Here is a 16,389-nt window from a genome sequence, read left to right as displayed (position 1 = left end):
GCGCGAGACCTCCTCGGCCGCAGCCGAGACCACGCCTGCCTGCGCGCTGGTCTCCTCCGCACCCGCCGAGATCTGCGACGACGACGCGCTCAACTCCTCCGACGAGGCCGCCACCGCATCCGCCGAGGACGCGACCCCCGAGAGGACCTCCCGCATGTTGGCCACCGCGGTGTCCAGGGCCTGACCCATCCGGCCGAGCTCGTCCCGCGTCTGCAGGCCACTGCTCTGGGTGAGATCGCCCGCGGCGAGGGCCTCGGCGACCCGCTGCACCCGCCGGACGCCACCGGCGATCCCCCGGGCCACGACCAGCCCGATCACCGCCGCGAGCGCGATGCCGGCGAGCAGCACCACGATGGAGAGCGTGCGCTGGGAGGTGTACTGGTCCTGCGCTGCGGCGGCGGCCGCCTCGGCGTCCGCACCCTCCATCTCCCGGACCTGGGCGAGGTTCTCGTCGACCTGCACGGCCAGCGGCGCGACGTCGGTCTCGTTGGCGGCCCACCATCCTTGGTGGTCCAGCGCCAGTGCGAGCGGACCCAGGCGCGTCTGCGTCGCGCTGACGTACTTGTCGAACGCCGCGGCCGCCTCGTCGACCAGAGCCTGCTTGTCCGCGGTCGGGAACGTGTCGGCATAGGCGTCGGCCGCGACATGGAAATCATCGGCCAACTGCGGAATGGTGACCTCGCTGATCTGCACGCTGTCCGCGTCATCGGGCGTCAGGAGGGCGTTCCGCGAGTCGATGCGGATCTGCAGGAGCGCCTCTTTCATGTCCGCCGCCATCTCGAGGCCGGCGATGTTCCTCTCGAACAGCGCCTGGCTGGTGTCGGCCGAGGTGCCCAGGGCAGTGATGCCCATGACGCCGACCCCGACGGCCACCGCCGCCGCGGTCCCCACTGCGGTGAGGGTCTTCGTGCTCACGCCGCGGTCACCCCACCAAGCACGCGGAGGAGTCTGGGTGGTCGGCTGGTCGCCGGTACGGACGGTGTCGTGCATGGACATCAGGTGCTCCTACGGTGGTCCGCTGAGACGGACGGGGTTGCGGGTTTCCGGCGCCAGCTCCGCGACGGTGCGGTTCTCATCCCCGGTGACGCCGGACGGTAGAGCTTTCCGAGAACACAGTGGCCGGAATAGCCGGGCGTGTCGGAATGGCGAAGTGCAACTTTCTCGACACGACATCTGCTTGTCGACCCGAAATGGCGATCACCTCCGACATCCACCGGGGACGTCGATCCCCGGTGGCGTCATCGCTTTGTCGACAGCGGAAAGTCGGTGGCCATTGTCGTGCCCAACTGCAGTTCGGGACGGAATGGTGACCGGCCCCGGTCGCGCACCGTTCGATCTGCGCAGGTGGCCATCGGCGATGGGCAGCGACGCATGCGGCGGCAGCACCGTGACGGACCGGTAGGCCGCCGGCCACGTCGAGGATGGTGTCCGGGAGCCCCGACGAGCCGGCAGGAACCACCGGGAGTCCGCTGACTCCCCCGTAAGGGGGCGACCCGCGTCTCGTCCGCTCAGCCCGCGACGACTTCGACCGATGTCCGCCGGGAAGGCGACGGTCCGGTGCCGACCGAGCCACGCCGGACAGGATGAACGGGACGGGAGGCGCCGTGGACGAGATGGGGGCGCTGGCGGGGACGTCCACGGTCACCACCCGGCTGCTGCTGCGGATCGTGGTCGAGCGGGGCGGAGAGGGTGCCGTCGAGCGGGTGCTGGTCCGCGCCGGCCTGGCCGGCCGGCGGACGCAGCTGCAGAGCCTTCGGGGCCGGGTGTCCTACCCGGAGAAGTTGCGGCTGTTCGACGCCGCCGTCCAGGAGCTCGGTGATCCACGGATCGGGCTCGCCCTGGGCGATGCCGCGGTGACGGACCCCGCAGTCGCGGCGCTGCGGCGGGTGCTGGTCACCTTCGGTTCCCCCACGGGTCTGTTGCGGCAGGTGTCCCGGATCTCCACCCGCATGGACAGCTCGGCGGTGTTCCGCTGCGAGTCCGCCGCAGCGGGCACGGCGCGGCTGACCTGGCGGGTGCTGTCACCGCACCGGCCCAGTCGCGTGGACTGCGACTACAACATCGGGTTGCTGAGGAAGGCCCCCGTGCTCTTCGGTCTCCAGCCTGCTGCCGTCGAGCACTGGGCCTGTCAGGTCGACGGCGCCCCGCAGTGCGACTACGCCGTCACCTGGCAGGAACAGCCCGCACGTTCCCGGTGGGGTCGCCGGCGCCGGCCGGCGGCCCGGAACCGCACGCACGCGCCGGTCCCCGATGCCGAGGAGCGGCTGCGCGACCTCCAGGAAGCCGCGACGGACCTCCTCGGCGGCGACTCCCTGGCGGACACGCTGGACCGCGTGGCGTCGCGTGCGGACCGGGCCGTGCACGCCCCGGGTTACGTCCTCGACGTCCGCCTGCCGGACGGGGCGCGGCACGTGCGCTCACGCGGTCTGGGGTCGTCGATGCTGGCCGGGCTCGGGAACGGCCGACTGGAGGTCGGCTGCAGGCGGATCGGCGGTACCTCGGTGCTCGCCGTGCCGGTGAGCTCCGCGACACGGGACTACGGGGTCCTGGCCGTGATCGCCTGGCCCGGGCAGGCGACCTTCCCCGGGGACGTCGAGCTGCTCACCGCCTACGCCCGCCACGCCGCGGCCGCCATCGAGATGTCGGCGTCGCTGGTCGAGGCACGGGAGCAGGAGGAGACGGCGCGCCTCCTGCTCAGCGTCGCGCGTTCCCTGGCGGGGCGGCGGGAGCCCCAGGCGATCGCGCAGGCCATCGCCGACGCCGTCCCGGCGCTCTGCGGAGCCGACCGGTCCGCGGTCGCGCTGTGGGAGCCAGGGATGCAGGCGGTCTGGATCGCCGGCCTGAGCGGCTGGCCGCAGGAGCTGGCCGAGCACCTGGCCGGGTACGTGACCACGACGGAGCAGAGCCCCGAGCTGTGCGAGCTGATCGCCGTCGGCGCACCCATGCTGGTCGAGCGGTCGAGCTCGGTCTGGGCCGACGAGGTGTTCGGCACGTTCGGCATCACCGCGATGGGCGGGGTGCCGATCAAGGTCGACGACCGGCTGGTGGGCATCGTCCTCGCCCACTGGGCGCACAGCGCACCACCGACCGCCCTCGGGGAGGGGACCACCGAGCGGATGTGGGGGCTCGCCGGCCTGGCCGGCGTGGCGCTGGACAACACGCAGCTGCTCGACGAGATCGCGCGCCAGGCCACCCACGACTCCCTCACCGGCCTGCCGAACCGTGCACTGCTGGAGTCACGGCTCCACACCGCCCTGAGCCGACCGGAGTGCCCGACCGGCCGCACCGCCCTGCTCTTCTGCGACGTCGACCGGCTCGAGCGGGTCAACGACAGCCTCGGGCACGGCGCGGGGGACGAGGTGCTGAGGGAGGTCGCCCGTCGGCTGCGGTCGGTGGTCCGCGATCAGGACACCGTGGCGCGTTACAGCGGCGACGAGTTCGTCGTCCTGCTGCCTGGCGCGACCGAGCCCACCGCCCGTGAGGTGGCCGACCGGATGCGACGGTCCCTGTCGGCACCGCTGCGCGTCGATGGCCAGGAGGTGTTCGTCGCCCTGGCCATCGGTACCGCCGTCTCCGAGGCGTGCGAGGGCATGCCCGACGACGACGTGCGGCACGCCGCACGCGATCTGGTCGAGCGCGCCGAGGAGGACATGCAGCGGTGCAGGACCGGCGCCTCGGCCGGCCAGGAGGAGCAGGCGCGGGAGCGGCTCCGGCTCGAGACCGACCTGCACGGCGCGGTCGCCCGCGGCGAGATCGTGGTGCACCTGCAACCGCAGGTGGAGCTGCCAGGCGGCCGGATCGTGGCCGTCGAGGCGCTGGCGCGGTGGGACCACCCCACCCTGGGCCCGGTCGGGCCGGACGTGTTCGTCCCCGTCGCCGAGGCGAGCGGCCAGATCACCACCATCGGCGAGCACGTGCTCCACGAGGCGTGCCGGACCGTCGCCGGGTGGCGGGCAGACGGGCTGGAGCTCGAGGTGGCCGTGAACGTCTCCGCCGTCCAGCTGACCGATCCCGATTTCGCCGGGTCCGTGCTCCGCGTCCTCACCGCGACCGGGCTGCCGCCCGCGTCGCTGACGCTGGAGGTGACGGAGAGCCAGGTCCTCTCCGAGGTCGCCACCCGTCACGGGCACCTCGAGCTCCTCCGCGCACTGGGGATCGGGATCTCGATCGACGACTTCGGCACCGGATACTCCTCGCTGGCCCAGCTCCAGCGGCTGCCGGTCACCGAGCTGAAGATCGACCGGTCCTTCACCTCGCAGCTCTCCGACGCAGCTCCCCCTTCGCCCCTGGTCGCCGGGATCGTGGGGCTCGCGCACGGACTCGGGCTCCGGGTCGTGGCCGAGGGCGTGGAGACCTGCGCCCAGTCGGCGGCGCTGCAGGGCATGACCTGCGACCGGGCCCAGGGCTACCGGTTCGGCCGTCCCGCGCCACCCTCGGTGGTGAGGGATCTCCTCATCGCGAGGAACGGAGCAGCAATGCTCGAGCGGCGGTGACGACGGGGGCGGTCGTCCACACGACCCCGACCGTGGTCGTCCCCCGGGGTGCTGTCCCCCCGTACGGACCGAGTCGGCGACCCAGCCGACCAGGTCTCGTCCGAGGGCACGCACCGGGCCCGCACGACGAACGAGCGCCGGCCCCGAAGGGCCGGCGCTCGTCGTGTCGTGGTGGGCAAGGGGGGAGTTGAACCCCCACGTCCTTTCGGACACACGGACCTGAACCGTGCGCGTCTGCCATTCCGCCACTTGCCCTGGCGAGGGGAGACAGTAGCAGCAGCCAGCCGCATCCTCGGCGGGGGGTCGGTCGCCGGGCGGGTCCGCAAACGCCGTGCGGGGCGTCGCACGTCACCGGCCGGTCAGTCGCGCCCGGTCCGGCTACGATCACGGGTGGCAGAGTGGGACGTCCGGTGCGAGCGCGAAGGAGCGACTGTGGGTGTGCTCCAGCGCTTCGAGCGCCGGCTCGAAGGCATGGTCGGCCTGGCGTTCGCGCGGCTCTTCAAGGGCAAGGTGCACCCGGCGGAGATCGCCAAGGCGCTCCAGCGCGAGGCCGACGAGCAGCGCTCCATCCTCGGCGAGGGCCGCGTCCTGGCCCCCAACGTCTACGTCGTCCGCCTGGGCGAGACCGACTTCGCCCACCTGGGCCAGTGGTCCGACCAGCTCGCCGGCGAGCTCGCCGACATGGTGACCGAGCACATCGAGGACGAGGGCTACCAGGTCTTCGACAAGGTCACCGTCGAGCTCCAGCGCGACGACGAGCTGACCACCGGCGTCTTCGAGGTCAGCTCCCAGGTCGCCGACCCGGCGCGTCCGGCCGCCCGTGCCGACGTCCCTCCCATGGCGTCGGCCCCCGTCGGCGGTCACCCGCCGCTGCCCCCGCTCCCGCCGCTGCGCGGCCGGATGGCCACCGACACCGGGAAGCAGAACCCCTCGGTGCTCGGGCGGGCCGGCGCGCGGGCCGCCGCCACGCACGTGCTCGTCGTCGACGGTCCGGGCACGCGCCACGAGCTCTCCACCGGCCGCAACGTCATCGGCCGGGGCACCGAGGCCGACATCCGGCTGCCCGACACCGGCGTCAGCCGGAAGCACGTGGACGTCGTCCTCGACGGCGACGTCGCCACGGTGGAGGACCTCGGATCGACCAACGGCACGCTGGTCAACGGCCGCCGCATCACCCGCCAGCCACTCAGCGACGGCGACGTGATCCGCATCGGCCACTCGGTCCTGGTCTACCGGCAGGACGGGGCGTGACCGGTCACCCGCGGTCGCAGCACGACGGGATCGGGCGCGACGCATTCCGCCGGGATGCCGCACCGCTCCCTGCCGGGGTGACGTCGTGACCGAGCTCGTCGTGCAGATCTTCCGCTTCGGCTTCCTCCTGCTGCTGTGGCTGTTCATCTTCGCCGCGTTCCGCGTGGTCCGGGCCGACCTGTTCGGGGGGCGCCCGGGACGCGTGGCCGCGGTGCCACCGCGCGCGTCGGCGCCGAAGAAGCGCGGCGCCCGCGGGCCGAGGTCGCTGGTCGTCACTGCCGGTCCGCTGAGCGGCACCAAGATCACCCTCGGTGACCAGCCGATCCTCATCGGCCGCGCCGACGACTCGACGCTGGTGCTCACCGACGACTTCGCCAGTTCCCGGCACGCCCGCCTGACCAACCGGGGCGGCCAGTGGTACGTCGAGGACCTGGGTTCCACGAACGGGACCTACCTGGACCAGCAACGGGTACAGGGCCCGCTGCTCGTCGCCCCCGGCCAGCCCATCCGCATCGGCCAGACCGCACTGGAGCTCCGTTCGTGACGTTGGTCCTCCGCTACGCCGCGCGTTCCGACCGCGGCCTCATCCGCGGCAGCAACCAGGACTCGGTGTACGCCGGGCCCCGGCTGCTGGCCGTGGCCGACGGCATGGGCGGGCACGCCGCCGGTGACGTCGCGAGCAAGGTGGTCATCGCCGCCCTCGAGCATCTCGACGACGACACGCCGTCGGGCGACATGCTGCAGTCGCTGCGCTCGGCCGTCTTCGACGGCAGCGAGCACCTGCGCGAGGTGATCCGCGAGTCCCCGCAGCTGGAAGGCATGGGCACCACGCTCACCGCGATCCTCTTCGCCGGGGGGCGCTTGGCGCTGTGCCACGTCGGCGACTCGCGCGCCTACCTGCTGCGCGACGGCCAGCTCTCGCAGATCACCCACGACGACACGTTCGTGCAGACGCTGATCGACGACGGCCGGATCACGCCGGAGGAGGCCAACACCCACCCGCAGCGCTCCCTCCTGCTGCGCGCCCTCAACGGTCAGGAGGTCGAGCCGGACCTCTCCATGCGAGAGGCGCGCGACGGCGACCGCTACCTGCTGTGCTCCGACGGGCTCTCCGGCGTCGTCAGCGAGGAGACCCTGGCCGAAGCGCTCAAGGACCCGGACCCCGAAGCGACCGCCGACCGCCTGATCGAGCTGGCGCTGCGCAGCGGCGGGCCGGACAACATCACCGTGATCGTCGCCGACGTCCTCGAGGACACCGGGAGCAACGGGCGCTTCGACCCCGTCATCGACGGCGCGGCCGGTGACAACATCGGCCAGCGCGAGGTCGACCCCCGCTCGGCGGCGGGCCGGGCGGCGCTGGCCGATCCAGGCCCTCCTCCTCCGCCGCCCCCCACACTGCCGACGGGCGGCGGCCCCTCCGCCCGCCGCCGCCCGCTTCGCATCCTCCTGGTGGCGGGGGCCCTTCTCACCGTGCTGGTGGCAGGGGCGATCGGTGTGTACGTGTGGGCGCTCAACCACTGGTTCGTGGGCGTGAGCGGCTCGGGCGACGACGAGCAGGTCGCCGTCTACCGGGGTCTGGACGCCTCCGTGCTGGGCATGGACCTCTACCGCCTGGACCGCGGCACGGACCTCGCGGTCACCGACCTGGTGCCGGCGGCCCGCAGCCGGGTCCGCGACAGCATCACCGCCGACGACTCCGGCGACGCCGACCGGATCCTCGCGGCGCTGGAGGACCAGCGGCTGCCCCTGTGCCGCACTGCTGCGAACAGCGACGCGACGCAGCCGGGCCTCCCGCAGTCCCCGCCGGTGGCCGCGCCCACGACCGCGCAGGAGCCCGTCCCCGGTGAGCCGGCCCTCCCCGAGGTGCCGGTGACCGAGGAGACGACGACCACCCCGTCGTCGGCCCGGACGACCTCGTCGTCCGAGCCGGGGGTGAACTGCCGGGAGGCGAGCTAGTGAGCGCCCCAGGCCCCGGTTCCCCACCGGAGGTGTGCTGATGCCCGGGCCCGTCACCGACCCCCGCAGCGCCGCAGCCACCACGCCCACCCGGCGGGGTACCGAGGCAGCGCTGCTCGCCTTCGCCGTCCTCATCACCGTCGTCGCCCAGGCGATCGTCGACCTCACCGTCACCGGCTCGCTGCGCCCGGAGATGGCCGCGTTCAGCGCGTGGATCAGCGCCCTGTGGGTGGTCGCGCACCTCGTCGTGCGCAAGTGGGCCTCCTATGCCGACCCGCTGCTGCTCCCGGCCGTCGCGCTCCTGGTCGGGCTCGGCCTGACCGTCATCCACCGGCTCGACCTCGCCGCCGAGCAGGCCGGCGACACGGCGAGCCGTGAGGACGCCCCGGTGCAGCTGATCTGGGCCACGCTGGGCGTCGCTCTCTTTGTCGCCGTGCTCGTGGTCGTGCGCGACCACCGGACGCTGTCGCGCTTCGCCTACACCCTGGCGCTGCTGGGGATCGTCCTGCTCGCGCTGCCGGCTGTCCTGCCCGCCTCCATCTCCGAGGTCAACGGCGCCAAGATCTGGATCCGGGTGGCCGGCTTCTCCATCCAGCCCGGCGAGTTCGCGAAGATCTGCCTCGTCGTCTTCTTCGCCGCCTATCTGGTCGACAAGCGCGACGTGCTGGCCCTGGCCAGCAAGAAGGTCGCCGGCCTGGAGCTGCCGCGGGGCCGGGACCTCGGGCCGGTCCTGCTCGCCTGGATCCTGTCGATCCTGGTGCTGGTGTTCGAGCGCGACCTGGGCAGCTCGCTGCTGCTCTTCGGCATCTTCGTGGTGATGCTCTACGTGGCCACCGAGCGGGCCAGCTGGCTGTTCATCGGCCTCACCCTGTTCGCCGGCGGAGCGCTCATCGCCTACCAGGTGTTCGCGCACGTGCAGGCCCGCGTCGACACCTGGCTGGACCCGTCCGAGTACTACGACGGGGCCGGGTACCAGCTGATGCAGTCGCTCTTCGGTCTGGGCACCGGTGGGTTGTTCGGCGCGGGCCTCGGCGGCGGCCGCCCCGACCAGGTGCCGGTCGCCAAGAGCGACTTCATCGCCGCGGCCGTGGGCGAGGAGCTGGGCCTGTTCGGCCTGGTCGCGGTGATCGTCGTCTACCTGATCCTGGTGGAGCGCGGTCTGCGCGCGTCCCTGGTGGTCCGGGACGCGTTCGGCAAGCTGCTGGCCGCGGGCCTGGCGTTCGCCATCGCGTGGCAGGTGTTCGTCGTCCTCGGCGGGGTCACCGGCCTGTTGCCGCTGACCGGCCTGACCACGCCGTTCCTGGCCTACGGGGGATCGTCGCTGGTGGCCAACTTCGTCCTCGTGGCCCTGCTGGTGCGGATCAGCGACGCCGCCCGGCGGCCGACCACCCCGCACGCGCCGTCGCCCGTGCGGCTCGGGGACGCCCCGACCGAGGTGGTCACCCCGTGAACGCCCCCCTGAGGCGGGTCGCGATCAGCGTGCTCGTGCTCTTCACGCTGCTGATCGTCAACGTCAACATCATCCAGGTGGTCCGCTCCGACTCCCTGCGTGCCGACGCGCGCAACACCCGCGTGCTCGCTGAGTCCTACGAGCGCGAACGCGGCTCGATCATCGTCGCGGGCACCGAGGTCGCGCTCTCGGTCCCCACCGACGGCCGGCTGGAGTACCTGCGCAGCTATCCGCAGGGCCCGTTGTACGCGCCGGTCACCGGCTACCACTCGCTGGTGTACGGGAACACCGCGCTGGAGCGCGCCGCGAACGACGTGCTGTCCGGCGAGGACGACCGGCTGTTCGTGCGCCGCGTCGCCGACCTGTTCACCGGCCGGGACCCGGCGGGCGGCGACGTGGTCCTGACGCTGGACCCCGCGGTGCAGGCCGCCGCGATGGCCGGCCTCGAGGGCGTCACCGGCGCCGTCGTGGCGCTCGACCCCGGGACCGGCGCCGTCCTGGGCATGGCCAGCACCCCGACCTACGACCCGACCGTGCTGTCCAGCCACGACCCGGCGGCGATCCGCGCCTACATGGAGGAGCTCACCGCGGGCGACGGGCCCAGCCCGATCAACAACCGCGCGATCTTCGACAACTACCAGCCCGGCTCGCTGTTCAAGGTGATCGTCGCGGCGGCGGCGCTGGAGGAGGGCTACACGCCGGAGACGGTCGTCCCCGCGGTCGACGTCCTCACGCTGCCCCAGACCACCACGCCGCTGCGGAACTTCGGCAACTCCCGCTGCAGCGACAGCCAGGAGCAGCGGCTCCTCGACGCCCTCACCATCTCCTGCAACACCGCCTTCGCCCAGCTGGGCATCGACCTGGGCGAGGAGAGGGTCCGGGACATGGCCGAGGCGTTCGGCCTCGACGACCAGGGCCTGGAGATCCCGCTCGAGGTGGACCCGAGCACCGTCGGCGACATCGTCGACGCCGCCGCCCTCGGGCAGACCTCGATCGGGCAGCGCGACGTCCGCATGACCGTGCTGCAGGCGGCCATGGTCGCCGCCACCGTGGCCAACGACGGCGTGCAGATGAAGCCCTACCTGATCGACGAGCTGCGCGCCCCCGACCTGTCGGTGATCGACTCCACCGACCCGGAAGAACTGCGCGAGCCGATCTCCGCCGAGGTCGCAGAAGGGCTCACCGAGATGATGGTCAGCGTCGTCGCCCGGGGCTCGGGCCGGGCGGCCCGCCTCCCGGGCATGGAGGTCGCGGGCAAGACGGGCACCGCGCAGGTGAGCCCGGACGTCCCCGACCACAACTGGTTCATGGGCTTCGCGCCGGCCGACGACCCGCAGATCGCCGTCGCCGTCTTCGTCGCCAACGGGGGCGGCACGGGCGGGGACGTCTCCGCACCGATCGCCCGCGATGTCATGGCGGCCTACTTCGAGGGGCAGGGCGGCTGATGGCGCTGGGCATCGGGAGCATGCTGGCCGGGCGCTACGAGATCACCGCGCCCATCGCCACGGGCGGGATGGGCGAGGTGTGGAAGGCGCGCGACCGGGTCCTGGACCGGATCGTCGCGGCGAAGGTGCTCAAGACCGAGTACACCAACGACCCGAGCTTCCTGGCCCGCTTCCGCAACGAGGCCCGGCACACCGCGGCGCTCTCGCACCCCAACATCGCCTCGGTCTACGACTACGGCGAGACCACCGACGACAGCGGCGTCCAGACCCTGGCCTTCCTCGTCATGGAGTTCGTCGAGGGGCAGCCGCTGGTGACGATCCTCCACGAGGAGGGCCGGCTGCCGGTCGACTGGACGCTGCACGTGCTGGGCCAGGCCGCGGACGGGCTCTCCGCCGCCCACCGGGCCGGGGTGGTGCACCGCGACATCAAGCCGGGCAACCTGATCGTCCGGCCCGACGGCGTGGTGAAGCTGACCGACTTCGGCATCGCCCAGGCCCGGGACGCCGCTCCGCTCACCAAGACCGGCATGGTCGTGGGCACCGCCCAGTACCTCTCCCCCGAGCAGGCCCAGGGCCTGGAGGTGAACGCCGCCTCCGACGTCTACTCCCTCGGGGTCGTCGGGTTCGAGTGCCTGGCCGGCGTCCGACCCTTCGACGGCGCCTCGCAGGTGGCGATCGCCCTCGCGCACATCAACCGACCGCCGCCACCACTGCCCGGGGACATCCCACCGGCCGTGCGGCTGCTCGTGGACCGCGCACTGGCCAAGGACCCGGCCGACCGCTTCACCGACGGCGGCGCGTTCGCCGCCGCCGTCCGGCGGATCGCCGACGGCGGGACCCTGTCCGCGGCGGCCACGCCGGTCGCCGGGCCGGCCACCGCGCCCACCCAGGTCGTCAGCGCCGGGGCCGGGTCCGATGGTCACACCCAGGTCTTCGCGACCCCGGCCGCGGGTATCCCCACGGTCTCGCCGGCCACCGCCGGCCGTCCGATGCCCCCGCTGTCCGGTCCGCCGGAGGACGACTGGTCCGCCGGCGACGAGGCACCGCCCCGTGCCGGCGGCCGGCGGTGGGCGTGGCTGGGCGCCGCACTCGTCCTGCTGCTCGCGCTCGCCGGCACCACCTACCTGCTGCTGTCCGGGTCCGGTGCGGACCCGGGACGGCAGCAGGCCGACGCGACCACCAGCGCGCCCACCACCAGCGCCGCGCCGACAGGCATCCTCCTCGACCCCGCCCTGTTCGTCGGCCGCGATGCCGACGAGGTGGAGGAGGAGCTGCGCGAGGCCGGCGTCACGCTCGTCACGCGGCGGGCTGCCCCGCAGGAGCTGCTGGCCGAGCTGGGACGGGCCCTGGACGAGGGCGACGTCGCCGGCCTCGACCCCTCCGGCGTGCAGGCCGGGCCGGACACCGAGGTGACGCTGTTCGTCGCCGAGGACGGCTGGGCGCTCCAGGACGAGCGGGAGGAGCAGGAGGAGGAAGAGGCGGTGCCGACGACCGGGTCCACCCCCCCGACCACGACGCCGTCGGAGACGACCACCACGCCGCCCCCGACGACGACGACCTCCAGCCCGGCCACCACCTCGACCCCGTCGTCGTCAGCCCCGGGCACCTCGGCGCCCCCGCCGCCGGTCCCCGAGACGACCGGCACCCAGCCGCAGGGCGACGACGACACCGACACCGAGGCCGGAGGACCCACCCGCTCCGGCACCCCCGGCGCAGCGGGAGTGACGGGTGGCGGCCAGTGAGCCCCGTGGTCCTCGCATCCCCGGTTCCGCCCGGTCCGGCGATTAGGCTCGCCGCCGGCTCCCCGTCCGCGGCGACCGCCGCCGGAGCGCCCCGCACCACCGGGCTGCGCGGGCCGCACCGAACCGCCCGAGAGGACCTCCGATGACCACGCCGAACGTGCTCGGCGAGCGCTACGAGATCGGTGGCGTCCTGGGCCGCGGCGGAATGGCCGAGGTGCACCACGGACGCGACCTGCGCCTGGGGCGCGAGGTGGCCGTGAAGGTGCTGCGCCACGACCTGGCGCGTGACCCCTCGTTCCAGGTGCGCTTCCGCCGCGAGGCGCAGGCCTCGGCGTCGCTGAACCACCCGGCGATCGTGGCGGTGTACGACACCGGCGAGGACCGCACGCCCACCGGCGCCACCCCGTACATCGTCATGGAGTACGTCGAGGGCGAGACGCTGCGCGACGTGCTGCGCCGCGAGGGCCGGCTGCCCATCGAGCGGGCCATGAGCCTGGCCGCCGACATCTGCGGGGCCCTGGACTTCAGCCACCGCAACGGCATCGTGCACCGGGACGTGAAGCCCGGGAACGTCATGATCACGCCGCAGGGCACCGTCAAGGTCATGGACTTCGGCATCGCCCGTGCGGTCTCCGACTCCGCGGCCACGATGACCTCCACCGCAGCGGTGATAGGAACCGCCCAGTACCTCTCCCCCGAGCAGGCCCGCGGCGAGGGCGTCGACGCCCGGTCCGACGTGTACTCGCTCGGCTGCCTCCTCTACGAGCTGGTCACCGGGGCGCCGCCGTTCACCGGCGACTCCCCCGTCTCGGTCGCCTACCAGCACGTGCGCGAGGACCCGCGCCTGCCCTCGTCGATCAACCCCGACGTCCCGCCGGAGCTGGACGCGATCCTGCTCAAGGCGATGAGCAAGAACCCGGCCAACCGGTACCAGTCGGCCGCCGACATGCGCAACGACCTGCTCCGGGCCCTCGCCGGGCAGCGGGTCGAGGCGACGCCGGTCATGGGCGACGCCGAGAAGACCGCCATCATCGGCGCCCCGGTGGGCGGATACGCCAGCGGCTACGGCGACGACGACTGGGACGACGACGCCGATCGGCGCCGCAGGCGCCGCATCATCACGATCGTCTCGGTGCTCGCCGTGCTCCTGCTCGGCGGCGCGGTCGCCGCGGCCGTCGCGCTCAGCCGGGGCGAGGACGCGCCGGCCGTGACGCAGGTGGCCGTGCCGCCGCTGATGGGCCTCGACCGGACGGCCGCCGAGCAGGCCCTCACCGATGCCGGCCTCGTGGTGGGCGACGTGGCGGCCGAGGCGAGCCCGACCGTCCCCGAGGGCCAGGTCGTGGCGAGCAACCCGCCCAGCGGCGCCCGGGTGGACGAGGGCAGCGAGGTCGACCTGGTCGTCAGCCTCGGGCCGGACACGATCCTGGTGCCCAACGTCGTCGGGCTGACCGAGGAGCAGGCGCGGGCCAACCTGCAGGCGCAGGGCTTCTCCAACATCTCCAGTCGGCCGATCGAGTCCATCGAGATGCCCGAGGGGCGGGTGGCCGCGGTCAGCCCCGCCGAGGACAGCCAGGCCGGCGTGGACGACGTCATCACGCTGAGCATCTCCACCGGCACCATCGAGATGCCCGACGTGCTCAACCGCTCCGAGAGCGACGCCCGGGCGGCGCTGCAACAAGCCGGCTTCGGCGCGGGTCAGATCCAGCGGCAGGACGTCGAGCGGGACGACGTCCCTGCGGGCAGGGTCGTGGAGACCGACCCGTCAGCCGGCCAGGACGTCGGCTCCGGCGACACCATCACGCTGCTGGTCGCGGTCCCGCCCCCCGCAGAGGAGCCGGCCACGCCCACCACCACGCCCACCACCACGACCGCCCCTGTGCCCAGCACGCCCACGGCCACGACCACGGAGGCACCCGACGACGAGGTCGACTGACCGCGCCAGCGCCCAGCGGGGCCCGCTCCCGGACGGACAGGAGGGGGCCTCGCTGCATCCGGGCGCCGGCGTGGCTCAGGCGGTGGCGGACGACAGCCGCTGGACGGTGGCCGCGGCTGCGGCCACGACCTCCTCGTCGGGCGCCAGGCCGCAGGCCGCCAGCCAGGTGGCGAGCATCCGGTGGCCGCCCTCGGTGAGCACGGACTCGGGGTGGAACTGCACGCCCTCGATGGGCAGCTCGCGGTGCCGGAGGGCCATCACCAGCCCGGAGGGGGTGTGGCCGGTGACCTCGAGCTCCTCGGGCACCGTGCCCGGGTCGACGGCGAGCGAGTGGTACCGCGTGGCGGTGAAGGGCGACGGCAGGCCGGCCAGGACGCCGTGGCCTTCGTGGACGACCTGGCTGGTCTTTCCGTGCAGCAGCTCGGGTGCGCGGACGACCTCGGCGCCGAACGCCTCTGCGATGGCCTGGTGGCCCAGGCACACGCCCAGCACGGGGGTGCCCTGCTCGGCGGCGGCCCGCACCATCGGCACGGTGACGCCCGCATCCGCCGGCGTGCCGGGGCCGGGGGAGAGCAGCACGCCGGCGACGTCCAGGTCGGGCAGCTCCTCGACGCTCACCGCGTCGTTGCGCCGCACGACGCAGCGGACGCCCAGCTGGCCAAGGTACTGGACCAGGTTGTAGACGAAGCTGTCGAAGTTGTCGACGACGAGGACCGGTCGGTCGGCGGCGGTCATCGCGGTCGGGGCTCCTCGGTGGACGGACGGGCGACGCGGGCGCCCACGGATGCGGCCGCCCGGCTCAGCCGACGGTCGCGTACTGCAGGGTGAGGCCGCCATCGTAGGCGGGCACGGTCACCTGGGGGCGCTCGCGCAGCTCGAAGGTCAGGCCGAACGCGTCGACGGCCTGCTCGAGCACCGTGATCTGCGGCGAGGCGTCCAGCGCCGCCTGCACCGCGGAGGCGTCGGCGACGGCGGTGATCACGAACGGCGGGGAGTAGGTGCGTCCCCTGAGCAGCAGCGTGTTGCCGACGCAGCGCACCGCGCTGGTGGAGATCAGCCGCTGGTCCATGACCGCGACGCCGTCGGCCCCGGCGGCCCAGACGGCGTTGACGACCGCCTGCACGTCGCTCTGGTGGATGACGAGGTCGTCGGGTCGGGCACCGCCGGGGAGGCTGCCGTCGGGGCGCTGGGGGGCGTCGTCGAGGGTGATGACCACGCCGGAGCCCGCCACCGGCGTCAGGCCGGCCGAGGGGGCGCCCACCGCGCCGACGGCCTGCGCCTCGGCGACGGCGCCGTCGCGGGTGGCGGCCTCCTGCGTGAGCTGCTGCACCCGCTCCTCGAGCTCGGTCTGCTGACGCCCCAGCCGGGCGACGGCGGCGTCGCGCTGCTCCATCAACTCGGAGAGCTGGGTGATCTCCCCGGCGCGCAGATCGGTGCCCTGGGCGGTCCGCCCGGAGGTCGCGAAGAGCAGCCCCGCTGCCAAAGCCACGACGGGCACCAGGGCGCTCCAGCCGGACGGGCGCCGGCCACGCAGCAGGGAACGGGTCACGGGCACCTCCTCCGATGGGCACGGACGGCGGCGCGCACGGGCGAGCTACCACCGTCGTCGTCCCGGTGAAGTTTAGTCTGGTGGCAGTTCCGGCCGGGGAGGACTGAGGCCCGGCCGCCGGGAGGGAGTACGCACGTGCCCAAGTCGAAGGTGCGCAAGAAGTCGGCGTACACGCCGCCCGAGGACCGCTCGCGGGGCACGCAGGCCAAGGCGCTGCAGCCCAGCCCGCGCTGGTATGCGCCGGTGATGGTGGCGCTGATGCTGTTCGGTCTGCTGTGGATCGTCGTCTACTACGTCGCCGGCGACCGCATCCCGTTCATGGTCGAGCTGTCGGCCTGGAACTTCGCCATCGGCTTCGGCGCCATGGTGGCCGGTCTGATCATGTCTATGCGCTGGCGCTGACCGCCGCCCAGTCGCTCGAGGCCCTCGTCCCCTCTGGGACGGGGGCCTCGTTTCGTTCCGGCGCCCGTCCGAGGGGCTGGGGACGCTGTGCACAGCGACCGGCGCCGTCCACAGGTCGACATGGCGCCCCGCCCCCAGGGTTGTCCACCGAGTGTGGAGGGACCGATC

The 16,389-nt window shown here is 73.4% G+C and carries 12 protein-coding genes and 1 tRNA gene; 9 read left to right on the top strand and 4 right to left on the bottom strand.

The window, feature by feature from the left end; translation table 11 throughout:
• The coding region (locus tag ACI791_RS15925; protein ID WP_456586914.1) for an MCP four helix bundle domain-containing protein at positions 1 to 996 on the bottom strand (996 nt) is incomplete at its 3' end.
• Between the two features lie 617 nt (positions 997 to 1,613).
• Here ACI791_RS15925 and ACI791_RS15920 point away from each other — a divergent pair.
• Positions 1,614 to 4,493, top strand: coding sequence for a putative bifunctional diguanylate cyclase/phosphodiesterase (locus tag ACI791_RS15920; protein ID WP_456586916.1), 2,880 nt, complete (start codon positions 1,614 to 1,616; stop codon positions 4,491 to 4,493).
• A 169-nt stretch (positions 4,494 to 4,662) separates the two neighbouring features.
• Here the strand turns inward: ACI791_RS15920 and ACI791_RS15915 are convergent.
• A tRNA-Leu gene (locus ACI791_RS15915) sits at positions 4,663 to 4,748 on the bottom strand.
• 177 nt (positions 4,749 to 4,925) lie between these two features.
• On the opposite strand from ACI791_RS15915, the gene ACI791_RS15910 reads away from it, so the two are divergent.
• The 7 genes from ACI791_RS15910 to pknB all read left to right on the top strand — a co-directional run bounded on the left by ACI791_RS15910 (position 4,926) and on the right by pknB (position 14,270).
• Entirely contained in the window at positions 4,926 to 5,744 is an 819-nt protein-coding gene (locus tag ACI791_RS15910; protein WP_456586913.1) for an FhaA domain-containing protein, read from the top strand.
• An 85-nt stretch (positions 5,745 to 5,829) separates the two neighbouring features.
• Positions 5,830 to 6,288 (top strand): FHA domain-containing protein FhaB/FipA, encoded by a 459-nt coding sequence (locus ACI791_RS15905; protein ID WP_456586912.1) that lies wholly within the window; start codon positions 5,830 to 5,832, stop codon positions 6,286 to 6,288.
• Positions 6,285 to 7,700, top strand: a complete 1,416-nt coding sequence (locus tag ACI791_RS15900; RefSeq protein ID WP_456586911.1) for a PP2C family protein-serine/threonine phosphatase — start codon at positions 6,285 to 6,287, stop codon at positions 7,698 to 7,700. Before ACI791_RS15905 ends, ACI791_RS15900 begins: the two co-directional genes overlap by 4 nt.
• A 40-nt stretch (positions 7,701 to 7,740) precedes the next feature.
• Positions 7,741 to 9,150, top strand: coding sequence for an FtsW/RodA/SpoVE family cell cycle protein (locus ACI791_RS15895; RefSeq protein WP_456586910.1), 1,410 nt, complete (start codon positions 7,741 to 7,743; stop codon positions 9,148 to 9,150).
• On the top strand, positions 9,147 to 10,595 hold the full coding sequence (locus tag ACI791_RS15890; RefSeq protein ID WP_456586909.1) for a peptidoglycan D,D-transpeptidase FtsI family protein: 1,449 nt from the start codon (positions 9,147 to 9,149) through the stop codon (positions 10,593 to 10,595). The genes ACI791_RS15895 and ACI791_RS15890 overlap by 4 nt, the downstream gene beginning before the upstream one ends.
• The gene (locus ACI791_RS15885; RefSeq protein ID WP_456586908.1) at positions 10,595 to 12,337 is read left to right on the top strand and encodes a serine/threonine-protein kinase; all 1,743 of its coding nucleotides are present in this window, start codon (positions 10,595 to 10,597) and stop codon (positions 12,335 to 12,337) included. The genes ACI791_RS15890 and ACI791_RS15885 overlap by 1 nt, the downstream gene beginning before the upstream one ends.
• Positions 12,338 to 12,479: 142 nt before the next feature.
• Positions 12,480 to 14,270, top strand: a complete 1,791-nt coding sequence (pknB, locus tag ACI791_RS15880; protein ID WP_456586907.1) for a Stk1 family PASTA domain-containing Ser/Thr kinase — start codon at positions 12,480 to 12,482, stop codon at positions 14,268 to 14,270.
• 75 nt (positions 14,271 to 14,345) lie between these two features.
• Here pknB and ACI791_RS15875 read toward each other — a convergent pair whose 3' ends face one another.
• On the bottom strand, positions 14,346 to 15,005 hold the full coding sequence (locus tag ACI791_RS15875; RefSeq protein WP_456586906.1) for an aminodeoxychorismate/anthranilate synthase component II: 660 nt from the start codon (positions 15,003 to 15,005) through the stop codon (positions 14,346 to 14,348).
• A 64-nt stretch (positions 15,006 to 15,069) separates the two neighbouring features.
• Complete coding sequence (locus ACI791_RS15870; RefSeq protein WP_347058727.1) at positions 15,070 to 15,819, bottom strand: DUF881 domain-containing protein; 750 nt, start codon at positions 15,817 to 15,819, stop codon at positions 15,070 to 15,072.
• A 135-nt stretch (positions 15,820 to 15,954) separates the two neighbouring features.
• Between ACI791_RS15870 and crgA the strand changes: the two genes are divergently transcribed.
• Positions 15,955 to 16,221, top strand: coding sequence for a cell division protein CrgA (gene crgA, locus ACI791_RS15865; protein ID WP_347058726.1), 267 nt, complete (start codon positions 15,955 to 15,957; stop codon positions 16,219 to 16,221).
• The last annotated feature ends 168 nt before the right edge of the window (positions 16,222 to 16,389 follow it).

The organism is Blastococcus sp. SYSU DS0973, assembly GCF_054051055.1.
The sequence above is the reverse complement of the archived record's forward strand: the minus strand, read 5'-3'. Positions and strand labels throughout refer to the sequence as shown.

What these genes read in the sequence shown, in the direction of transcription:
- ACI791_RS15885 (WP_456586908.1), top strand. Translation starts at nt 10,595, where the DNA reads ATGGCGCTGGGCATCGGGAGCATGCTGGCCGGGCGCTACGAGATCACC.
- pknB (WP_456586907.1), top strand. Translation starts at nt 12,480, where the DNA reads ATGACCACGCCGAACGTGCTCGGCGAGCGCTACGAGATCGGTGGCGTC.
- ACI791_RS15920 (WP_456586916.1), top strand. Translation starts at nt 1,614, where the DNA reads ATGGGGGCGCTGGCGGGGACGTCCACGGTCACCACCCGGCTGCTGCTG.
- ACI791_RS15895 (WP_456586910.1), top strand. Translation starts at nt 7,741, where the DNA reads ATGCCCGGGCCCGTCACCGACCCCCGCAGCGCCGCAGCCACCACGCCC.
- ACI791_RS15875 (WP_456586906.1), bottom strand. Translation starts at nt 15,005, where the DNA reads ATGACCGCCGCCGACCGACCGGTCCTCGTCGTCGACAACTTCGACAGC.